At 36.9% G+C, this 21,378-nt stretch carries 22 protein-coding genes; 17 read left to right on the top strand and 5 right to left on the bottom strand.

The genetic code is table 11. From position 1 onward, the window contains the following. Entirely contained in the window at nt 1–1,149 is a 1,149-nt protein-coding gene (gene tgt, locus LLA01S_RS01975) for a tRNA guanosine(34) transglycosylase Tgt (RefSeq protein ID WP_061777761.1), read from the bottom strand. A 199-nt stretch (nt 1,150–1,348) separates the two neighbouring features. Between tgt and LLA01S_RS01970 the strand changes: the two genes are divergently transcribed. Continuing rightward, nucleotides 1,349–2,038, top strand: a complete 690-nt coding sequence (locus LLA01S_RS01970) for a DUF975 family protein (RefSeq protein ID WP_021166017.1) — start codon at nt 1,349–1,351, stop codon at nt 2,036–2,038. A 54-nt stretch (nt 2,039–2,092) separates the two neighbouring features. Here the strand turns inward: LLA01S_RS01970 and LLA01S_RS01965 are convergent, their stop codons facing one another. Together LLA01S_RS01965 and LLA01S_RS01960 are read right to left on the bottom strand one after the other, a co-directional pair. Further along, on the bottom strand, nt 2,093–3,271 hold the full coding sequence (locus tag LLA01S_RS01965) for an MFS transporter (protein WP_011675213.1): 1,179 nt from the start codon (nt 3,269–3,271) through the stop codon (nt 2,093–2,095). A 181-nt stretch (nt 3,272–3,452) separates the two neighbouring features. Next, nucleotides 3,453–3,893, bottom strand: coding sequence for a CoA-binding protein (locus tag LLA01S_RS01960; protein ID WP_031286675.1), 441 nt, complete (start codon nt 3,891–3,893; stop codon nt 3,453–3,455). Nucleotides 3,894–4,026: 133 nt separating this feature from the next. Between LLA01S_RS01960 and LLA01S_RS01955 the strand changes: the two genes are divergently transcribed. From LLA01S_RS01955 to LLA01S_RS01910, 10 genes are all read left to right on the top strand, one after another. Continuing rightward, entirely contained in the window at nt 4,027–4,812 is a 786-nt protein-coding gene (locus LLA01S_RS01955) for a DNA/RNA non-specific endonuclease (protein ID WP_061777760.1), read from the top strand. 168 nt (nt 4,813–4,980) lie between these two features. Next, a complete protein-coding gene (locus LLA01S_RS01950) occupies nt 4,981–5,190 on the top strand; it encodes a hypothetical protein (RefSeq protein WP_014571884.1) in 210 nt (69 codons plus the stop codon). Nucleotides 5,191–5,201: 11 nt separating this feature from the next. Next, complete coding sequence (locus tag LLA01S_RS01945) at nt 5,202–5,441, top strand: hypothetical protein (RefSeq protein WP_061777759.1); 240 nt, start codon at nt 5,202–5,204, stop codon at nt 5,439–5,441. A gap of 197 nt (nt 5,442–5,638) precedes the next feature. Next, nucleotides 5,639–7,219, top strand: coding sequence for a hypothetical protein (locus tag LLA01S_RS01940; RefSeq protein ID WP_061777758.1), 1,581 nt, complete (start codon nt 5,639–5,641; stop codon nt 7,217–7,219). Between the two features lie 129 nt (nt 7,220–7,348). Then, nucleotides 7,349–8,563 carry a pyridoxal phosphate-dependent aminotransferase gene (locus LLA01S_RS01935; RefSeq protein WP_011675219.1) on the top strand — a complete coding sequence of 405 codons (1,215 nt, stop codon included), beginning with the start codon at nt 7,349–7,351 and terminating at the stop codon, nt 8,561–8,563. 152 nt (nt 8,564–8,715) lie between these two features. Beyond that, nucleotides 8,716–9,504 (top strand): GTP-sensing pleiotropic transcriptional regulator CodY, encoded by a 789-nt coding sequence (codY, locus tag LLA01S_RS01930; RefSeq protein ID WP_061777757.1) that lies wholly within the window; start codon nt 8,716–8,718, stop codon nt 9,502–9,504. Nucleotides 9,505–9,781: 277 nt separating this feature from the next. Beyond that, nucleotides 9,782–10,087: an Asp-tRNA(Asn)/Glu-tRNA(Gln) amidotransferase subunit GatC gene (gene gatC / locus LLA01S_RS01925; protein ID WP_011675221.1), complete on the top strand. Its 306-nt coding sequence runs from the start codon at nt 9,782–9,784 to the stop codon at nt 10,085–10,087. After that, nucleotides 10,087–11,547: an Asp-tRNA(Asn)/Glu-tRNA(Gln) amidotransferase subunit GatA gene (gene gatA, locus LLA01S_RS01920; protein WP_014571887.1), complete on the top strand. Its 1,461-nt coding sequence runs from the start codon at nt 10,087–10,089 to the stop codon at nt 11,545–11,547. Before gatC ends, gatA begins: the two co-directional genes overlap by 1 nt. A gap of 24 nt (nt 11,548–11,571) precedes the next feature. Continuing rightward, nucleotides 11,572–13,005 (top strand): Asp-tRNA(Asn)/Glu-tRNA(Gln) amidotransferase subunit GatB, encoded by a 1,434-nt coding sequence (gene gatB / locus LLA01S_RS01915; RefSeq protein ID WP_011675223.1) that lies wholly within the window; start codon nt 11,572–11,574, stop codon nt 13,003–13,005. A gap of 123 nt (nt 13,006–13,128) precedes the next feature. Next, the gene (locus LLA01S_RS01910; RefSeq protein WP_061777756.1) at nt 13,129–14,628 is read left to right on the top strand and encodes an amidase family protein; all 1,500 of its coding nucleotides are present in this window, start codon (nt 13,129–13,131) and stop codon (nt 14,626–14,628) included. A gap of 65 nt (nt 14,629–14,693) precedes the next feature. On the opposite strand, the gene LLA01S_RS01905 is transcribed toward LLA01S_RS01910, so the two are convergent. Both LLA01S_RS01905 and LLA01S_RS01900 read right to left on the bottom strand, forming a co-directional pair. Next, nucleotides 14,694–16,034, bottom strand: a complete 1,341-nt coding sequence (locus LLA01S_RS01905; protein ID WP_061777755.1) for an MATE family efflux transporter — start codon at nt 16,032–16,034, stop codon at nt 14,694–14,696. A 182-nt stretch (nt 16,035–16,216) separates the two neighbouring features. Beyond that, a complete protein-coding gene (locus tag LLA01S_RS01900; protein WP_011675226.1) occupies nt 16,217–16,414 on the bottom strand; it encodes a cold-shock protein in 198 nt (65 codons plus the stop codon). A 118-nt stretch (nt 16,415–16,532) separates the two neighbouring features. Between LLA01S_RS01900 and LLA01S_RS01895 the strand changes: the two genes are divergently transcribed. From LLA01S_RS01895 to LLA01S_RS01870, 6 genes are all read left to right on the top strand, one after another. Beyond that, nucleotides 16,533–17,066 carry a 5-formyltetrahydrofolate cyclo-ligase gene (locus LLA01S_RS01895; RefSeq protein WP_021036584.1) on the top strand — a complete coding sequence of 178 codons (534 nt, stop codon included), beginning with the start codon at nt 16,533–16,535 and terminating at the stop codon, nt 17,064–17,066. Continuing rightward, entirely contained in the window at nt 17,056–17,748 is a 693-nt protein-coding gene (locus LLA01S_RS01890) for a rhomboid family protein (protein ID WP_061777754.1), read from the top strand. Before LLA01S_RS01895 ends, LLA01S_RS01890 begins: the two co-directional genes overlap by 11 nt. Nucleotides 17,749–17,846: 98 nt before the next feature. Next, a complete protein-coding gene (locus tag LLA01S_RS01885; RefSeq protein WP_011675228.1) occupies nt 17,847–18,278 on the top strand; it encodes a DUF3284 domain-containing protein in 432 nt (143 codons plus the stop codon). 20 nt (nt 18,279–18,298) lie between these two features. Then, nucleotides 18,299–18,679: a VOC family protein gene (locus LLA01S_RS01880; protein ID WP_061777753.1), complete on the top strand. Its 381-nt coding sequence runs from the start codon at nt 18,299–18,301 to the stop codon at nt 18,677–18,679. Nucleotides 18,680–18,789: 110 nt separating this feature from the next. Beyond that, on the top strand, nt 18,790–19,842 hold the full coding sequence (locus tag LLA01S_RS01875; RefSeq protein WP_021166024.1) for a GNAT family N-acetyltransferase: 1,053 nt from the start codon (nt 18,790–18,792) through the stop codon (nt 19,840–19,842). Between the two features lie 347 nt (nt 19,843–20,189). Further along, the gene (locus tag LLA01S_RS01870) at nt 20,190–21,281 is read left to right on the top strand and encodes a DUF871 domain-containing protein (RefSeq protein WP_011675231.1); all 1,092 of its coding nucleotides are present in this window, start codon (nt 20,190–20,192) and stop codon (nt 21,279–21,281) included. The last annotated feature ends 97 nt before the right edge of the window (nt 21,282–21,378 follow it).

The raw sequence follows: 21,378 nt of genomic DNA, 5'->3' as shown, positions 1-21,378 counted from the left end.
CTAAAAATCTTTGGCATTGGGTTGATTGTAGCCATAACGTTCACAAAAATCTTCACGGAATTCTAGAAGGTTATCGTCCATGATTGCTTGGCGAACATCTTTCATGAGGTTTACTAGGAAATGAAGATTATGGTATGAGCAAAGGCGTAAACCAAAGGTTTCATCGGCTTTAATTAAATGACGTAGATAGGCGCGTGTGTAGTTGGTACAAGTGTAGCAATCACACATTGGGTCAAGTGGAGTGAAATCATGCTCATATTTAGCATTTCGAATATTTACTCGACCAAAATGTGTCATTAGTGTTCCGTTACGAGCGATTCGTGTAGGAAGAACACAGTCAAACATGTCCACCCCGCGTATAACTCCATCAATCAAGCTATCTGGAGCACCAACACCCATTAGATAGCGTGGTTTATCTTCAGGAAGCATTGGTGTTGTAAAGTCAAGAACAGCGTTCATTTCTTTATGTGATTCACCAACGGCAAGGCCACCGATCGAATAACCAGCGAAATCCATAGAAGTTAAATCGCTAGCTGATTGACGACGTAAATCTTCAAAGCCAGCTCCCTGAACAATTCCAAACAGTCCTTGGTCATTTGGACGGCGGTGAGCATTGAGCCCACGTTCAGCCCATCGTGAAGTTCGTTCAACAGAGGCTTTAACGTAATCGTAAGGTTGGTAAAAAGGTGGGCATTCATCAAAGGACATCATGATATCTGAACCAAGATTGTTTTGGATACTAATTGCTTTTTCTGGATTGAGGAAAAGTTCACGTCCATCTAAATGGCTTTTAAATTTAACGCCTTCTTCTGTAATATTTTTCTTATTTTGAACAAGACTATAAACTTGGAAACCACCACTATCTGTTAGGATGGGTTGGTCCCAATTCATGAATTTGTGAAGACCACCAGCTTCAGCAACAAGTTCGTCACCAGGGCGTAGCCAAAGGTGGTAGGTATTTGAGAGAATGATTCCAGAGCCGAGAGTTTTGAGTTCTTCTGGGTTCATTGTTTTTACAGTGGCTTGGGTACCGACTGGCATGAACATTGGAGTTGGGAAGGTACCGTGAGGGGTAATGATTTCTCCCAATCTTGCTCCAGTGTGTTTTTCTTTTTTTATTAATCTGTATTTTATTGCGTGTTCTGTCATAAAATTCCTTTAATTTACTTGTTTTTTTTAATTTTCGAGTTGAGCTTTCTTGTGGCTTAAAAAGCAAGCACTTATAAGTATAACAAAAATTAAATGGATTTTATAGACGATTTTAAAAAATCAGTCGAAAGTCTTAGAGATTTTGCGTATTTATTGGTACAATGGAGTAAATGTAGGATAAATGATTGGGAGGTGTTTTATGTCAAGATGGGAATTGAAAAATCAAGCCAAGGGAGCCTTACGTGATAATTTCGGCTCGAAAATGTTACTTTTTATTATTCCAATAATCATGGGAATACTAGGTGGCGGAAATGGTATGAAACAATCAATGGACTACAATGGTTCTTTTGATAATGTATCGAGTAGTGTCTGGATGGCAGTTAGTTTTGCGACATTGCTTATTGTAATTTTGATGATTGTGGTCGCTTTGTTTGTTTCAGTGGTGACAGTGGGAGCAATCTTTAACTATATTAAAATTTTCCGTGGTGAGCGTAATAATCCGCAATTCAAAAATGTTTTTGGACCATTTTATGATGGATCGGCTGGAAAAATAATTCTATTGAATATTGTTAAAGGAATCATTTTTGTTATTTTAATGTTTATTCCAATCATTGGTTGGGCATTTGGCATTTATTTGGCACTTGGTTGGTCACAGTCAACTTACGTTTTGTTTGATCAGCTAGAAGAAGATCGTTATAGTGGTGTGATGAATGTATTGAGCGAATCAGCGACCATGATGAAGGGACTACGTGGAGATTATTTCATTTTCAAATTTAGTTTCTTTTGGTGGTATGTCCTTTATGGTATTTCTGGGGGATTAGCAGGATTTTGGACAACTCCTTACCTCAATATGGCTTCAATTGCTTATTATGAAAATATTCGTAAATAAAAAAGCTGTCAGTAAATTGACAGCTTTTTTATTTACTGACAGCCTGTCAGTAAATTAATTTTCAGTTTTAACGTGACGTCCGTGGACAAAATGATAAATGACAGCAATTAGAAGCGCAAGAATTGCTGATGCAAAATAGAGATTACGATAACCTAATAAGGGCATAAACATTCCTAAAATAAAGGGTCCAAAACCAACACCCATATCCATAAAACCAAAGAAGGTAGAAGTAGTTACTCCTAGACGGTGTGCTTCAGAGTTACGAATGGCAATCGCTTGTCCAAAAGGAGAGAAAGAACCATAGCCTAAACCAATGAAGATTGCGGCGATAAGGAGCATCCAACCTGATTGAGCTAATCCAATTAATAAAAGTCCTAAAGCGAAAAAGAGATAGGTGGGATACATGACAAAGTTATCCCCAAATCCATCAAAGATACGACCAGTGATTGGACGTGATAAAAGAACAGTAATCGCATAGACTAAAAAGAAGAATGAAGCAGCTTCTGAGAGATGGATATTAAGAGCGTAGGCATCCATAAATGACAGAATACTTGAATACGAAATTCCGATGAGAAAAGCAATTAGGGAAATGGGTAAAGCTTCTTTTTCAAAATAATTTGACCAAGCAAATTTTTTATGATTTTCTGTAATTGCAGAACTGTCAGTAGGTTTTTCGTTTACGCGTAAGAAGAAAATACCAATCAGTGCAAGGAATAATAATAAAGCGGAAAGCCAGATCAAAGAGTAAAAGCCAGAAGTTCGATAAAGGAACATTGATAAAAATGGCCCGACTGCTGACGAGAGTGTCACAGACAGGGCATAATACCCAATTCCTTCACCACGACGAGAAGAAGGCACGATAGCTCCTGCTAGAGTACCAGAAGCTGTTGCAGCGATACCAAAACCAACACCGTGTACTAGACGGAGAATGAGCAAGAGAGCAACACTATGAACGATAAAGTAGACAAAGGTTAGTAAGAAATAAATTAAGGTTCCGATATATAGAAGCTTTTTAGCACCAAGGCGCTTCATATTATTTCCAGCCCAAAGCCTTGCGATAAATCCGCCGACAATAAAAATACCAGATAAAATACCAGCAATACTAGCAGAGGCATGATAACGATCCATGGCCATTGTCCCGATGACAACGGTAGGGAGATAAAAAACAAGATAAAAAATAAAATTAAGTAACATATTAACAACGAAAGTTGTTGTCCAAAGTTTTTCTTTCATAAAGTTCCTTTCTTTGAGAAAAACTTATGAATGCGTAAACATCCGCCTAAAAAACAGATAAAACTCCCGCTTTTTAGACGAGAGTTTTGTGTTTGCGTAATTCAACTTTATTATTGTATCAAAAAAATCAAATAAAATGTTGACAGGGAAACTTAATGATACAAGACCACATTTTTTTATTTTATTTTCTTCCTAATCCTGAATAAGCATATTCGATTTTAATACAGCGATTCATCACGATTTTGCTTTTTCCAGCAGTTCGGAGAATTTGTTCAGCTTCTTGAGATTGAAGGCCCAATTGAGCCCAAAATACGTCGGCGTCTGTCTCAATAAAATCGCGGGCCACATCTGCCAAAAATTCACTTCGACGAAAAATATCGACAATATCAATGTGAAAAGGAATATCTTTGATAGTAGAAAATACTTTTTCACCTAACAATTCAGTTCCTGCAAGTCTGGGATTAACTGGAATGACACGGTACCCATTTTTTTGTAATCCTTGAGCGATTAAATAAGATGAGCGGTCTGTTTTATCACTAATTCCTACAACGGCAATCGTTTTAGCTTTTTTGAGGTAATCAAACAGGACCTCTTGTTCTGGATTTTCAAATTCGTACATCAGATTTCCTCCTCTTGTCTTTGAGTCTATTATACAATATTGAAGGAATTGGTGCCTTATTTTAGCCTTTTTATAGGGAGGTTCAAACTTTTTTAGAATTACAAAATCTTTTTAATTTTTTTGCTATAATTAAGCTATGAATAAGAAACAATTAAAAACAATAACAAGCGTGGTTGCAGTTATTATTGCACTAGCTGTGGGATATTTTGGTTCTGGACGTTTACATTTAGGGCAAGGAAATGATTCATCTACTAGTAGTAGTCAAGTTTCCACAAAAGCCTTGGCAACATCAGTTAAGCAAGCTCCTTTGCCTTTTAAAAACCAAAAACAAATGGTCATGGCAAATACTGATGCTTTAAGGCGTGCAGTTGATGCGCACATTCAACTTAAAGATTCGCAAGAACCTAAAGTAAAACGGGAACCTTTAACTTATAATCCTGTTGGCTGGCATAATTATAATTTCTATTACAAGAAACCCAATGGTTCGATTGGTAAAATGTGGTTGATGGCGCGTGGACATTTGGTTGGTTATCAATTTTCTGGTTTAAATGATGAAGCAAGAAATTTAGTTCCGGAAACTGCTTGGTTTAACGGTGGAAATTTCACGGGAACGAATGATGGAAATACTGCCAGCATGCTTTATTATGAAAATCGGTTAGACAGCTGGCTTGCTAATCATCCTAACTATTATTTGGATTATCAAGTCACTCCACTTTACAAAGGAAATGAGCTCTTGCCACGCCAAATTCGATTGGCTTACGTTGGAATAGATAAAAACGGTCAAAGCTTGCCGATTAAACTTGGCGGGGGACGTGAAAAGTCTGGGAATGGTGGAGCAACTGTTGTTGTTCTTGATAATGTCGCTCCTAATGCTAAAATTAATTATGCTGACGGGACTGCAGTCAATACAGTCAAACCTTAAATAATTACTGACAGTTCTGTCAGTAAAATTAATTCTTAATTCAATAACAGAAAGCCTGAAAAATCAGTCAAAAGACTGAGAATTAAGGCTTTTTTTCTTGCTATAATGAGAATAGAAAGACAGCTTCACAAATATAATAAGAGGTTGTTAATTACTGGAGGAAAAAGAATGTTTTTATTAGTCATGTTAATTTTAGTCATGTTACTTTTGATAAAGGGTTTCTTTAAATTTGTTTTACCAGCATTGATTATCTTAATGATTTTAAAATTTTTGTTCGGTGGTTTAATGCTTTTGTTTAGCCCTCATTTCTGGGGTACATTACTTGTGATTGCTTTCATAGTATGGCTTGTAAGAGCCAGCCGTAGTCGTTACTACTAAAAGGAGTGAATATGTTTTTAGGAATTTTGTCAGGAATAATCGTACTTGGAGCGCTTTTGTCAATATTGTTGGTATTTTTGGGGGTCATAGCCTTAAGGGTCTTTTTACGCTATATTTTCCCGATTTTACTCATCTTGTTGGTCATTCGTTTGATGGTTTTAGGAATCTTACTTTTGTTTAATCCACATTTTTGGTTTTTCATTGTCATAGTCGCCCTAGTCCTTTGGGTACTTGGTAAAATGAAAAATTAAGCAGCTTTTTAAATGATGATAATTATAGAATTACTGACAGTTTCGTCAGTAATTTTTTTGATTATAATTTTATAATCATTTTTAATTTTATTGAGTGTTTTTAAAAAATTTGATATAATTCTTTTACTACTGTGTATTTAAAACAAGCATTTTGTTTATAAAAAAAGATTTCCGCTAAGGAAACATCGGAGGACGTCATGTCAAATGAATATGGATCGTGCTCATCGCGTCATGAGCGTAGAAGCTCTCGTCGGGCAAAAAAAGATTCTGATGTCGTGGAAGCGGCAGCAAATCAAGCGATTAAACATTTAGAAGAAACAGAAGATCAAACAGCCGAACGAACTTCAAGACAAAAATTGACACATGGAAAAACGCTCAGAATCCCCTTAGCAACCTATGGATTACTGACAGGATTATCAATTCTTTTGGCACTAAGTTTTTATGCTTTTCCTTTGTGGAAACCTGTTGCGACAGCTAGTCAGTCACAAAATCTCTATTCTGGGTTTGCAATGCATCATGGTTTAGTTCCTTACAATGATTTTTATGGAACTGGTGGCTCAATTTTTTATCTCATCAACTGGTTAGGTAATACCGGTGGAAGCACTTGGCTTCTTTGGCTTTTTGAAATTATCGCCTTATTAATCAGCGGAATTTTAACTTATCGTTTGATAAGTCAACAAACTAGAAATCACACGGCATCATTGACTGTATCGGTACTTATATTGGTTATTATTGCTGGTTTAGCTAGAGGAGGCGATAGTCCAACACTCTTTGCTCTTCCTTTTGCTCTTTGGGGCGCTCAATTTTTGAGTCAATATTTCCAAGATTCCTCAACGGATAGAGGATTTATCCGATTTGGAATGGCCGCGGCTTTTGCTCTGGTCATTTCTCCAGTGATGTCTATTTTCTTCAGTTTGTCAGCTTTGGCCTTGGTGATTTATAATATTAGCATTCGCAGAATTGGGCATGGTTTTTATCAAATGCTTGCTTCAATTTTGGGAGTTTTGTTAGTTGGTTACTCGGTGGCCTACTACTCTCTTGAAGCACAAACCGTCTATACTTCTATTGAACAATCTGTTTTAATTCCATTTACTCATTTTGGACCGAGCGGAGATTTATTAGTCACCTTAGCGAAGGCACTAGTACTAACTCTTATCTTTGGGATTGTTGCAGGATTTGTCCAAGGACTTGTGCAATTAAAAAAAGGTGGATCAGCCAGAATTTGGTATGTGATGCTACTCATTGGGATTGTTGGCGTAACAACAATAGTTGTTTTTGCGCAAACTTTTGATAGTTCTAATCTTTTAGCAGTTCTACCATTTACAGTGGTCTTTGCTGGGCTGAGTCTTAAAGATAGTGATCAAATCCTTCTGAAGTATTTACAAAATCGCTTATTTGCCCCTATTCTAGCAATTCTTTTCGTTATTTTCACTCCAATTAGCTACCATTTTATGAATCGGACAATTGCTTCAGAAGAGCAAAATGTTGCACAATACATTCAAGCTAATGCTAAAAGTTCTGACCGAGTTTATGTGGTTTCAGACGGTAAAAATATTAATAATTTAACAAAAACAATTTCGACTTTGGACAATGTACCAGCAAATTATCCAGTTAAATTTACACAAAACTATGATTTGAAAGTTGGAAAATTAACAGATAAGTATGTTGTTTTGCAAGCTGCTCAAGAAGTTCCTGCTAGTTTGAAAAAAGTTTTGGATAAAGATTATAAAGTAAGCAATTATTCTGGTAAGTATTTCCAAGTCTATCAAAAGAAATAAAAAAATTGTTAAGCACAAGGAAAGAAAAACCAAAGAGTAAAGGTGCTATAATTACGTGAGCAGGCTAAATTACTAAGTCTGCTGCTGAGTTTTGAATGCTAAACTTCATAACACTTACGGAGGTCAATTATGAGAAAGTTTGAAAAATCGCATAAACTTGATAATGTCAGCTATGATATTCGTGGTCCAGTGCTTGATGAAGCACAGCGTATGCGAGCCAATGGTGAAAAAATTCTTCGGTTGAATACAGGAAATCCAGCGGAATTTGGTTTTCTTGCCCCAGACGAAGTGATTAGCGATTTGATTCAGCATGCTGTGGATAGCGAAGGTTATTCAGATTCTAAAGGTATTTTCTCGGCTCGTAAGGCGATTATGCAATACTGTCAACTTAAAGGCTTCCCTAATCTGGATATCAATGACATTTTCACTGGTAACGGTGTTTCTGAATTAATCGTTATGGCTATGCAAGGCCTTTTGGATACGGGTGATGAGGTTTTGATCCCTATGCCTGATTATCCGCTCTGGACGGCTTCTGTCAGCTTAGCTGGGGGAACAGCGGTTCACTATCTCTGCGATGAACAAGCTGGATGGTTTCCGGATATTGATGATATTCGCTCAAAAATTACTAGTAATACTAAAGCCATTGTTTTAATTAATCCTAATAATCCAACGGGTGCGCTGTATTCTAAAGATTTATTACTTGAAATTGTCCAAGTGGCTAGAGAAAATAATTTAATTATCTTTTCGGATGAGATTTATGACCGTTTGGTCATGGACGGCGCTGTTCATGTTCCGATTGCCAGCTTAGCACCTGACCTTTTTGTGGTCACAATGAATGGACTTTCTAAGTCACATCGTATTGCTGGATTTCGTGTGGGCTGGATGGTTCTGTCAGGTGAGAAATCGCATGTCAAAGGCTATATCGAAGGCTTGAACATGCTCGCTTCAATGAGACTTTGTTCAAATGTTTTAGCTCAGTCTGTTGTGCAAACCTCACTTGGTGGGACTCAATCTGTTGATAAGCTGCTTTTGCCAGGGGGACGAGTTTATGAACAAAGAGAATTCATTTATAAAGCCATTAATGATATTCCAGGATTGTCTGCCGTGAAGCCACAAGCTGCTTTCTATATTTTCCCTAAAATTGACAGAGAAATGTATAAAATTGATAATGATGAACAATTTGTTTTAGACTTTTTAAAACAGGAAAAGATACTTCTTGTTCATGGTCGAGGATTCAATTGGAAAGATCCTGATCATTTTCGGATTGTCTATCTGCCTCGTGTAGATGAACTGGCGGAAATACAGGAAAAAATGGAACGCTTTTTATGGCAGTATCGTAAATAATAAATAGAAAAAGATGTATGAATAATTCGTACATCTTTTTTTGTTGAGAGTAATTTTCTGACAATTTTTATTGTTTTTCATGCTTTTTTATGTTATACTGATTATGAAAAATTTTGTATAAAAACAAGAATATAAAAAAATAGGAGAACAAAGTGGCTACATTACTTGAAAAAACACGTAAAATCACCGCGATTTTGCAAGATGGAGTGACCGATTTGCAACAAGAGTTGCCATACAACAGTATGACTGAACGCTTGGCAAACGTCATTGATTGCAACGCCTGCGTGATTAATACGAAGGGCGAGTTGCTTGGTTACTCATTGCCTTACAATACAAACAATGATCGCGTTGACCAATTTTTCTACGATCGTAAATTGCCTGACGAATACGTTCGTGCAGCAGTACGTATTTACGATACAATGGCAAACGTTCCTGTTGATCGTCCTTTAGCAATTTTCCCAGAAGAAAGTCTTAGCGATTTTCCAAAAGGTGTAACAACTTTAGCGCCTATCTATGGTTCTGGAATGCGTCTTGGAACATTTATTATGTGGCGCGAAGATGGTGAATTTACAGATGACGATCTTGTTTTGGTTGAGCTTGCAACAACAGTAATCGGTGTACAACTCTCAAACCTTAAACTTGAACAAATGGAAGAAAATATCCGTAAAGACACTATGGCAACAATGGCTGTTAATACACTTTCTTACTCAGAAATGAAAGCTGTCAAAGCAATTATTGAAGAACTTGATGGTGAAGAAGGGCATGTTATTGCCTCTGTCATTGCTGACAAGATTGGTATTACACGTTCAGTGATTGTTAATGCTTTACGTAAACTGGAATCTGCTGGTATTATTGAATCACGTTCACTTGGTATGAAAGGAACTTATCTTAAAGTTCTTAATACTGGTTTGTTTGATAAACTTGCTGGACGTAATTTCTAAAAGTCAGAGCTTAACGCTTGTTCTTTTATCATTTGTTTTTGCAGGTAGATAAATGGACAGCTAGATTGCGTTTAGCTTTCGACTTCACAAGAACCTCCTATCGCTGATGGGAGGTTCTCGTGTTTTAATTGCTTCTGTCAGTAAGTTTTATTTTAAGCTAAGAGCAATCATTAAAAAATATGTTAAGAAGCCTTTTAAAATTGCTGACAGACTGCGAAAATGCTGATATTTTGTTATAATTAACAAGAATACACTCTAAAAAATGGAGATTGAAAATATGAGTCAAATTACAGAGGAGCAAGTCAAGCACGTGGCACTTTTGTCAAAGCTTGAATTCTCGGAAAATGAAGTAAAATCATTCACCGACACTTTCGGAAAAATCATTGATATGGTTGAAATGTTGGATGAAGTCGATACTGATGGTGTACCATTTACTATGAATGTGGCAGATAACCTCAACTTTATGCGTGAAGATGTGGCGGAAAAAGGACTTGATCGTGAAAAACTCATGGCGGCTGTTCCTGAAAAAGAAGACGGCTTTATCAAAGTTCCAGCAATGCTTTCTGATGGAGGAGATGCCTAATGTCATACAATAATAAATCAATCAAAGAACTACATGAGCTTCTTGTAAATAAAGAAATTTCGGCTCTTGAATTGACAAAGGCGACGCTTTCTGACATTCAAGCACGTGAACCACAAATTGACGCTTTTTTGAAAGTCACAGAAGAAAAAGCTTTGAAAGAAGCCGCAGCAATTGATGCTCGTGGAATTAATCCAGATGTTGTGACTGATGGAATTTCGATTGGTGTCAAAGATAATATTGTTACAGAAGGTATCGAAACAACAGCAGCTTCTAAGATTCTTGGTGGTTGGATTCCTCCTTATAATGCAACAGTTGCTAATAAATTGAGCCAATCTGGGTTAATTACAATTGGTAAACTCAACATGGATGAATTCGCCATGGGTGGGTCTGGTGAAAATTCTTCGATTAAGCCAACCAAAAACGCCTGGGACCAAACAAAAGTACCTGGTGGCTCTTCATCAGGTTCCGCAGCTTCAGTTGCTTCTGGTGAGGTTCGTTTATCACTCGGTTCAGATACTGGTGGCTCAATCCGTCAGCCAGCTGCTTTCAATGGAATTGTTGGTTTAAAACCAACTTATGGTCGTGTCAGCCGTTTTGGCTTGATTGCTTTTGCTTCATCATTAGACCAAATCGGTCCATTGACACCAACAGTTGAAGAAAATGCTCAACTTTTAAATGTCATTTCTGGCTTTGATAAAAATGATAGTACGTCATCAAATGTTGCGGTTCCTGACTTTACAAGTAAAATTGGTCAAGACATTAAAGGAATGAAAATTGCTTTACCTAAAGAATATTTTGGTGAAGGAATTGATGAAAAAGTCAAAGAACAAATTTTGGCAGCAGCTAAACATTTAGAAAAACTAGGTGCCATCGTTGAAGAAGTCAGTCTTCCTCATAGTAAATATGGTGTCGCAGTTTATTATATTATCGCCTCTTCTGAAGCTAGCTCGAACCTCCAACGTTTCGATGGAATTCGTTATGGTTATCGCGCACAAGACATCAAAAACCTTGAAGATTTGTATGTGAAATCACGTTCTGAAGGATTCGGACCTGAGGTTCAACGTCGAATTATGTTGGGAACTTTCAGTCTGTCAGCCGGTTCTTATGATAAACATTTCAAAAAAGCAGGACAAGTTCGTACTTTAATCATCAATGATTTTGCTAAAGTTTTTGAAAAATATGATTTGATTTTAGGACCAACAACTCCAACAGCAGCTTGGGATTTAGGAGCACGTGTTGATGACCCAATCTCAATGTATTTGGCAGATTTATTGACTATTCCAGTCAACTTAGCTGGTCTTCCAGGAATTTCGATTCCTGCTGGTTTTGCCGATGGACTACCTGTGGGAATGCAATTGATTGGTAAACGTTACGATGAAGAAACGATTTATCAAGTAGCGGCTGCTTTTGAAGCAACGACTGATTTCCACAAAAAACAACCGATTATTTTTGGAAAATAAAAATGGAAAGTATCGGAGAAAATAATGAACTTTGAAACAGTAATTGGGCTTGAAGTCCACGTTGAGTTAAGTACAAACTCAAAAATTTTCAGTCCCGCCTCTACAAAATTTGGTGGCGACCCTAATAGCAATACAAATGTGATTGACTGGTCACTTCCTGGTGTTTTACCAGTCATGAATAAAGGTGTGATTGATAGCGGGATTAAAGCGGCTCTTGCTTTGAATATGGATATTCACAAATCAATGCACTTTGACCGCAAAAATTATTTCTATCCTGATAATCCCAAAGCTTACCAAATTTCACAATTTGATGAGCCAATTGGTTACAATGGTTCAATCGAGATTGAACTTGAAGATGGTCATAAAGCAACGATTCGTATTGAGCGTGCTCACTTGGAAGAAGATGCTGGGAAAAATACTCACGGAACAGATGGTTACTCTTATGTTGACTTGAATCGTCAAGGTGTGCCATTGATTGAGATTGTTTCAGAAGCTGATATGCGCACTCCAGAAGAAGCTTATGCTTATTTGACAGCGCTCAAAGAAGCTATTCTTTACACAGGAATTTCTGATGTGAAGATGGAAGAAGGTTCAATGCGTTGTGACGCCAATGTTTCGCTTCGTCCTTATGGGCAAGAAGCTTTCGGTGTGAAGACAGAAGTTAAAAATATGAACTCTTTTAGCAATGTCAAAAAAGCTTTGGACTTTGAAGTGGCACGTCAAGCTAAAATTTTGCGTGCGGGTGGCGAAATCCGTCAAGAAACGCGTCGTTTTAATGACAAAACCGGTGAAACAATTTTGATGCGTGTCAAAGAAGGGGCGTCTGATTATCGTTACTTCCCAGAGCCAGATGTTCCTCGTTTTGAGATTTCTGACGAATGGATTGAACAAATGCGCGAGAGCCTTCCAATGACAGCAACTGCAAGACGTGCACATTATATTAATGATTTGGGCTTATCTGACTATGATGCGCGTCAATTGACCGCAACTAAAGAAGTTTCAGATTTCTTTGATCAAGCGATTAAATTTGATACTGACCCTAAATTGGTTTCAAACTGGTTGCAAGGCGAGGTCGCTCAATATTTGAATAGCGAGAAAAAAGAACTTCATGAGATTGGATTGACCCCAGAAAATCTGACAGAGATGATTCGTTTGATTTCAGATGGAACAATTTCTTCAAAAATTGCTAAAAAAGTCTTTATTGAATTAGCGAAAAATGGTGGTTCTGCAGAAGAATTTGTCAAGAAAGCTGGTTTGGTCCAAATTTCTGATCCTGACCTTCTTTTGCCAATCATTCATGAGGTCTTTGCTAAGAATGAACAATCTGTGGCCGATTATCGCGGTGGGAAACAAAATGCAGCCAAAGCTTTGGTTGGTCAATTGATGAAAGCAACTAAAGGGCAAGCTAATCCAACAGTCGCTCAAAAACTTTTGTATCAAGAATTAGATAATTTTTAATAAATATAAATATCCGTCCTAATTTGGAACGGATATTTTTTATTATGCTTGATAAGTATGGTAAAATGTTGGCAGAATGAGTTTGTCAGCAAAGATATAAAACTCAACTTTTAAAGGAGAATCATGCTTGAAATTAAAGATGCAACTTATTGGGCGGAGCAATTGAAATCAAGAAATCTTTCTGCCAAAGAATTATTAGAAATGACAAAGCAAAAAATTGACCAGCTCAATCCACTCTACAATGCGATTGTGGCAGAGGATTTAGCGGTCGCAAAAGAAGATTTAGCTTTGACAGGTCAAGGTTTTTTTGCAGGACTGCCATTTGCGTTGAAAATGTTGGGGCAAACGCATAAAGGATTGCCTGATACAGCTAGCTCTCAGCTCTTTTCAGAGAATGTGGCATCTGAGGATGATAATTATGTTAAAGCGCTGATAAGGGCAGGATTGACGCCTTATGGGCAGACGAATTCGCCAGAGTTTGGTTTTAAAAATATTTCGGATTCAAAACTCTACGGTGATACACGAAATGTTTGGAATTCTGATTATTATTCGGGTGGGTCATCTGGTGGTGCGGCTTCAGCCGTGGCTTCTGGGATGTTTGCGATTGCTGGAGCTTCTGATGGCGGAGGGTCAATTCGGATTCCAGTCTCATTTTCAGGTTTGATTGGTCTAAAGATGACGCGTGGACGAATGCCACAAGGGCCGGGCTCTTATCGAGGTTGGCAAGGTGCATCTATTTCAGGGGCATTAACAGTATCGGTGCGAGATACGGCAAGATTTATTTTGGAAATGCAAACTTTGCAAGAGGCAGCGCCTTATCAGGCTCGCTTGTTAGATGAAAAAGAACTTTTAGAAGTCTGTGAATCTACTGACAGTTTTGTCAGTAAAAATTTGTCAGTAAAATTAAAAATTGCTTATTCTTTGCAAAGTCCGATTTCTGGAATTGAACTTTCTGATGATGCTCTAAAAGCGGTCAAAAAAGCTGTTGAATTCTTAAAAGGACAGGGACATGAACTTGTGGAAATTGATTTTCCATTGAATGCCCGTCCTTTAATTCAATCTTATTATCAGATGAATGCAGCGGAAACGGTGGCTATGCTTGAACCTTGGGAAAAATCAGCGGGTCGCCAATTGACAAGTCAAGATGTTGAACTTTTGACTTATGCCCTTTTAGAAGCTGGACGAAAAGCGCCCGTCACTACTTATATTAATGCTTTGGCTCAATGGGATCAGGCAGCCGAAACCTTTGCTGACAAGATTTATGCTGATTATGATTTATTTTTGACCCCAACTACGGCAAAAACAGCGCCTAAAATTGGTGAAGAATTAATGACAGAGGAAATATTGACCAAAATGTCAGAAATCAGTCAATATGATTTTGAACAACAAATAGCAATTATTGAGGCGGCTTTTGAGCGTTCATTGGCCTTTACACCCTATAATTTCATCAGTAATTTGACGGGACAACCAGCTCTTTCACTACCGATTTATGTCAATAAAGAAACAAATCTTCCATTGGGGATTCAACTCTGGGGACCTAAAAATTCTGAAATTGAATTACTAAAAGTAGCTAAAGAATTTGAAAATGCTGATCAGTTTATTTTGCCAAAATTCTATCAGTAAAAATTACTGATGGCTTATTTGCTAAAAAACTGTCAGTAAAATAAAAAACCGTCTTAGAGACGGTTTTATGCTAAATCTTGGTTTTGTCTAAAACGTTTAATCATACGAATGGTGGTTGGAATTAAAATGGATGTCGAGCCAAGCCAAGCGGCAGGATTACTTGAAATGATTACCGTATAGTTCAGCAAAAGTACCCCGATAATTGCGACACCGGCCCGCATAAATAGCTCAGCAAAGCCACAAAGTGTTGGGATTTTCGCATTTCCAAGACCTTGAATGGTTGAGCGTGTGACAAATAAAATTGCTAAGAGCCAATAAAAACTACCATTGACCAGATAATAATGACTGGACATCTCGATAACAGCCGTTTGGCTACTTGAGATAAAGGCCGTTGTGAAATAGAAATGCGCCAGATTCAAGATAATTGCAAAGACAATGGACCAACCAACCGCAATGGCAAGGGCGCGCATCAAGCCCTGATTAATTCGTTTGTATTGTTTGGCTCCATAGTTTTGTGCGCCGAAAGTAGCCATGGCAAGCCCGATTGAAATCATCGGAAGCATAGCAAATTGGTCAATTTTTGAAACAATTGCTTGTGTAGCCACCGCACTGGTTCCCATTTTATTTAAGGCAACTTGTAGCGTGATAGAGCCAATTGCAATGATGCTTGATTGAAATCCCATTGGAATTCCGAGTCTAGCATGGTGAGCAATTTCTGCCCGGTCCAACCGCCATAAATTTTTACTGATTTGAAATTCAGGAACTTTTCTTCTAATGTGCCAAAAAAGGAATAAAACAGAAATCATTTGGGCTAAGATTGTCGCTCCACTTGCTCCTGCGATTCCTAATTTCAAAACTAATATCGCAAAATATTCAAAAGCAATATTTAAAATTGAGGCAGCAATTAAGGCATATAAAGGTGTTTTTGAATCGCCTAAAGCCCGAAGAGCATTAGAGAGGTAAGCATAGAGATTAGTGGCAATCATCCCACCCAACATGATGCTTAGGAAAGTTTTGGCACCCTCAAAAATTTGGCTTGGCGTTTGCATAGCTTGCAAAAGAGGTCCAACAAATATAAGTGATAAAATGCTAAGTATGATAGAAACGGCAACGGTAAAATAAAGACCGGTCACATATGATTTTTTGATGGCCAATTTATCTTTCGCCCCAAAACGCTGAGCCGTTAAAATGGTTAGGCCCGCTGTCATTCCTTGAGCAAAACCGACAATTAAAAAGTTGATGGAGCCAGTCGCCCCAACAGAAGCTAGCGCATCTTTTCCTAATGTCTGTCCGACAATGAGTGTATCTGCCGTGTTATAGAGGACTTGAAAAAAGTTACCCATGAGTAAAGGTAAAGTGAACGCAATGAGTCCTGTTAAGATATTTCCTTTTGTTAGATCTTTCATTTTTTCCCTAAATAAACTAAATTGATTCCTTTATTTTAGCCCATTTTACTTGTTTTTACAAGGCTATTTCTTTAAAAAAAGCATTTTTTTGTTAAGGCTTTCATATAAAAAGTTTGTCAGTAAAAAAAAATGGCGCAAAAAAAAGTCACTGACAAATTTGTCAGTGACTCTCAAAGCTTTAATTATTTTTGGATGTTAACAGCTTGAGGTCCACGAGGGCCTTCTTCAACGTCAAAAGTAACTTTTTGACCTTCGTCAAGTGTTTTGAATCCATCAGTTTGGATAGCTGAGAAGTGTGCGAAAACGTCGTTTCCTTCTTCAGTAGTGATAAAGCCGAAGCCTTTAGTTGCGTTAAACCATTTAACAGTTCCTTGTGCCATTTTTGGTACTTCCTTATTTTATAAATTTGTAAATCTAATTTCTTGAATAGGAATGAACCCAAAAGCACAGAACTAATCGTAAAACAAAAACTTACACTTTCATGTTATCATAGTTAATATGGAAAGTAAAGTAGAAAATCGCAAAAAAATATTACAAATGTTAAAAAAATTTTCAGACTACGAGAAAGGGCGTCAGAACAAGGAAGTTTTAGAGCAGTTAACCGCTTCCTCAGATTGGAAATCTGCAAAAAAAATAGCGCTTTATATGTCAATGCCAATTGAATTTAATTTGACAGAACTTTTTGACCAATCTGACGACAAAGAAATTTTGATTCCCAAATGTCTACCTCAGCGTCAAATGATCTTTGCTAAATATGACAAGGAAAATCTTGTTCGCTCAAAATTTGGCTTACTCGAGCCAAAATCAGATTTAGCAATTGAACCAGATTTTATCTTAGTTCCCGGTTTAATTTGGAATGATGAAGGTCATCGAATTGGATTTGGTGGCGGCTATTATGACCGTTATCTAGCTAATTTTGAAGGCATGACTGCTTCAGTTCTTTATGATTTTCAAAAAATGGATTTCGCTGCTGAAGCACATGATATTGCAGTAAAAAAACTTTTTATAGGGAGAAAAAATAATGAATTTTAATGAAATTAAACGAGATTTTACACGTTACAAAGCCACTTATGTTTTATCAATAATCACTCTTTTAGTATGGTTATGGCAATTTTTCACTTATGGAACATCAGCGACCTCAGCATTTAATCTTTTTAAAAGCGGAGCCATACTCGGTCAAGTAATGGTCTTTGACCCAAGCCAAATGTGGCGTTTACTTACGGCGAACTTTATCCATATTGGTTGGGCGCATGTATTATTAAATGTGGCAACGCTCTTTTTCATTGGGCGACAAATTGAAAATGTTTTTGGTTGGCTACGTTTTACGCTGATTTACCTTTTGTCAGGTATTTTTGGAAATGCGATGGTATTTCTATTGACGCCTCAAGTGGTTTCTGCAGGTGCTTCGACTTCTCTATTTGGACTGTTCGCGGCAGTTGTTGGATTAGCCTATTTTACAAAACATCCATTTTTACAACAAATCGGTAGAATGTTTACAGTATTAATTGTTGCCAACTTAGTGATGAACCTCTTTTCTTTAGGAAATGTAAGTATTTGGGCGCATATCGGGGGAGCAATTGGAGGAATTTTGTTGTCAGCCATTCTTCCTCCAAAGGCTTTTGTACCCTCCATTCCAAAACAATATCGAGTATTTGCAATTGGCGCCTTTATCATTTTGTTCTTTCTTTTTATTGGCTTACCATTTTTTAAATAGAAATTTGTTTTGCTATTGAAAACATGAAAGTGCTTGCAAAGAATCTTTAATCTTGCTAGAATAAACTTAGTTAAAAAAACTTGATAAGGGAGAAAAAGATGAGAATTGATAAAATAGTTGATGCCCCAAGAGAATTTATCTTTGAAAAAATAGTTGATTCGTGTTTATTTGATATCGAAAAAAATACAGGAAAACGGCCTAAAGTCAGAAGTCTTAATGGCTATGAATATAATAAAAGCTTTGGTAAAAATCAAAGAGGAACCATTAAAATTACCGAGCTGACAGAACCAAGCATTTATGCTTTCACGACTAAAACAAATCGTAATACCTTTAGCACACGCTGGGAATTGCATAAAATTGATGACCGCAGCACTCAGGTCATTATTGAAGAAAATCAAAGCTCAAATGGTTTTATTCAAATGGTCAATGACAAAGCCGTTGGTTTTTTTCTTGGTCGTTTCAAGAAACGTCAAATGGTTGCCATATTGGATAATGTTAATCGTGCCTACAACGGAGGTAGAGCGCACTAATCAAAGAAGAGAGAAATGTGATGAAAATTGAACATGTTGGCCTAATGGTTCAAGATTTGGGAGGAATGCGTCACTTTTATGAGCATTATTTTGAAGGACAGGCGGGTCAAAAATATCATAATCCTAAAACGACTTTTCAATCTTACTTTTTAACTTTTTCTGATGGAGCGCGACTTGAAATTGGGACTAAAGAGAACTTGAAAAGTGCTGACAAATCTGTTTGGACAGGTTATGCTCATTTAGCTATTTCTGTTGGTTCCAAAGAAAAAGTGGATGAACTCTGTCAGCGATTTTTGGCAGATGGTTTTGAAGTCAAATCTGGGCCAAGAACCACGGGAGATGGGTATTATGAAGCCGTAATCTTAGACCCCGAAGAAAATGAAATCGAAATTACCATTTGAAATAGCAGCCTTTTGTAGGCTGTTATTTTTATTTTTCGAGAATAATTTTAGAAAGTAAACGCTAACAAAAATGTTTTCTTATTTCTACAGTTTTGTGTTAAAATGAATTTATGAATACGAATACAAAGGATAAAAAAGAATATTTAAATTTAGCAACATATGCCTTTCATAAGCCAAAAACATTAGAACGTGCAAGAGCTTTTGATAAACTTCTGGAATTTTCAAAAGCATATGGTCATTATGAAAATGAGAAATTAACTTCAATGCTGATTGATTCACATTTCAGGGGCTATTGGGGAGATAAAAATGTGAAAATTTCTGGTATTGGTTATGTTGCAAGCTATCCTGAGTATCGAGGAAATGGAGCTATTCGCCAGTTGATGACCGAGAGCCTGCGAGAAGATTATGAAGAGGGGACAATTTTTTCATATTTGGCACCATTTTCGTATGGCTTTTACGAAAAATTTGGTTACCACTATGCTTTCAATCAAAAGCATTATAAAATCCCTGCTCAGAATTTTCCAAAAGGTCAAAGAACAAAGGGAGAAATTAGCCGTGAAAAGTTTGAATTTGAAGCTGAAATGTCAAACGAAAAAACTGTCAGTAAAAGTAGTGAGATTTTTAAAGTGCTGACAGACATTCATCAGAAGGCTTACAACCAAGGCTCGCTTGTTCGTTCAGAGGAACTTTGGTCATATTTTTTCATCCATAAATCACAACCTCATGTAGCAATCTACCGTGAAAATGGCAAGGCTCTTGGATATTTACTCTATGAATTTTCAGAAATGACATTTGTGATTAGAGAGCTTATTACATTAACTGATGAGGCCAAACAAGCCCTTTATCGCTTCATTTCAAGTCATGCAGGTTCTTTTTCAGAAATCGCTTGGCAGGCTCCTGCGGATACACTACTAGAAGAAGAAATGATTGAACCTCAGCGAGCAGAAATTAAACTTGTGCCTTATATGCAAGCTCGCATCGTTAATCTAAAAGAATTTTTAAAAGTAAATGGTCAGCCGAATTTTTCAGTCCAAATTACTGATGATATTATTGCTGAAAATAATATGACAATTGGCGAAGGAAAAGCAGAAAAAATGACAATTGGTCAATTTACGACTAAAATTTTAAAAGAAAATCAAGCCATACTTCGTGAATACTTTTAAAAAGTTACTGACAGCTTTGTCAGTAACTTTTTTTGTGCAAAAATAAAAAGGGCATAATGAACCGCGGTAAAAAAATTAGAAGAGTGTGGAAGAGATAATATATTTATTACACTAATATTACTAAGAAAATTGGTATAGCTCACTTTTGCTTATTTTAAAGATTTAATTTAAAGAAAGCGCTAAACCTATCTAAAAATAAGAATTTGTCGTTATTGTTTCAATTTGAGAAACATGTTTTTTTAGAGGGATAACGCTTGCAAAAATCTTTTGAAAGCCTTATCATAGAGTTAAGCTATATTTCAGAAATCAAAAATGAAGTATAAAAATTAGAAAAAGGAGAGAAATAAATGGGAAAATTAGGAGTATCTATCTATCCAGAACGTTCAAACTTTGAGGCGGATAAAACATATCTTGATTTGGCGCATCAATACGGATTCAAACGTGTGTTTACTTCCTTGCTTGAAATTGATGGGGATAAAGAAGGAGTACTTGCAGCTTTTAAAAAAGTTGTAAATTATGCCAATCAATTAGGAATGGAAGTGATGGTGGATATCAATCCAGGTCTCTTTACACAGCTTAATATCAGCTATGATGACCTGAGCTTTTTCCATAAAATGGGAGCAGACGGTGTTCGACTTGACATTGGCTTCACAGGAGCCGAAGAAGCCCGAATGACTCGCAATCCTTACGGAATTAAAATTGAAATCAATATGAGTCAAGGAACGACTTATGTTGATTCGATAATGGACTATTCTCCAGATACAGAAAAACTCTTAGGTAGCCATAACTTCTATCCTCATCGTTATACAGGATTGGAATTTAACCATTATCTTAAATGTACAGAAAAATTCAAAGGTTATAACTTAAACACCATGGCCTTTGTCAATTCACACGCTGCTACTTTTGGTCCTTGGCCAACTCAAGATGGCCTTTGTACTCTTGAAGACCACAGAGCACTTGAAATCGCAACTCAAGTGAAGCATTATAAGCTTCTTGGTGGAATTGATGATATTACCATTGCTAATGCTTATGCGAGCGAAGAAGAACTTAAAGCGATGAGTCAAGCATTTAATGCAAGCATGCCAGAAGTCAAAGTCGTTCCACGTGAAACAATTACTGAGAATGAACGAAAATGTCTTTTTGAAGCGACACATAGCTATCGTGGTGATAAATCAGCTTATATGCTCCGCTCAACAATGACAAGAATCACTTATAAAGACCTTGACTTCCCAGCTCATGATACTGATAAAATCCAACGTGGTGATATCATTATCGACAACGAAGGCTATGGTCAATATAAAGGTGAAACTCAGATTGCTTTGCGTGAAATGGAAAATGATGGCCGGGTGAATGTGGTCGGGCGCATTGCTGATGATGAATTATTCCTGCTTGATTTCCTAAAACCATGGAGTTCATTTAAACTCATCGAAAGTAAATAAATGATGAGGTTTCAATTCTGTCAGTACTGACAGACCTTAATTATGTTCAAAAAGTTTTTTTGAAAGTTATTTATTATTATATTATAAAGGAGGAATT

The organism is Lactococcus cremoris subsp. cremoris NBRC 100676 (assembly GCF_001591705.1).
GTDB lineage: Bacteria > Bacillota > Bacilli > Lactobacillales > Streptococcaceae > Lactococcus > Lactococcus cremoris.
Note: the sequence above shows the minus strand (reverse complement) of the source record. Positions and strands in the feature narration are given on the sequence as shown.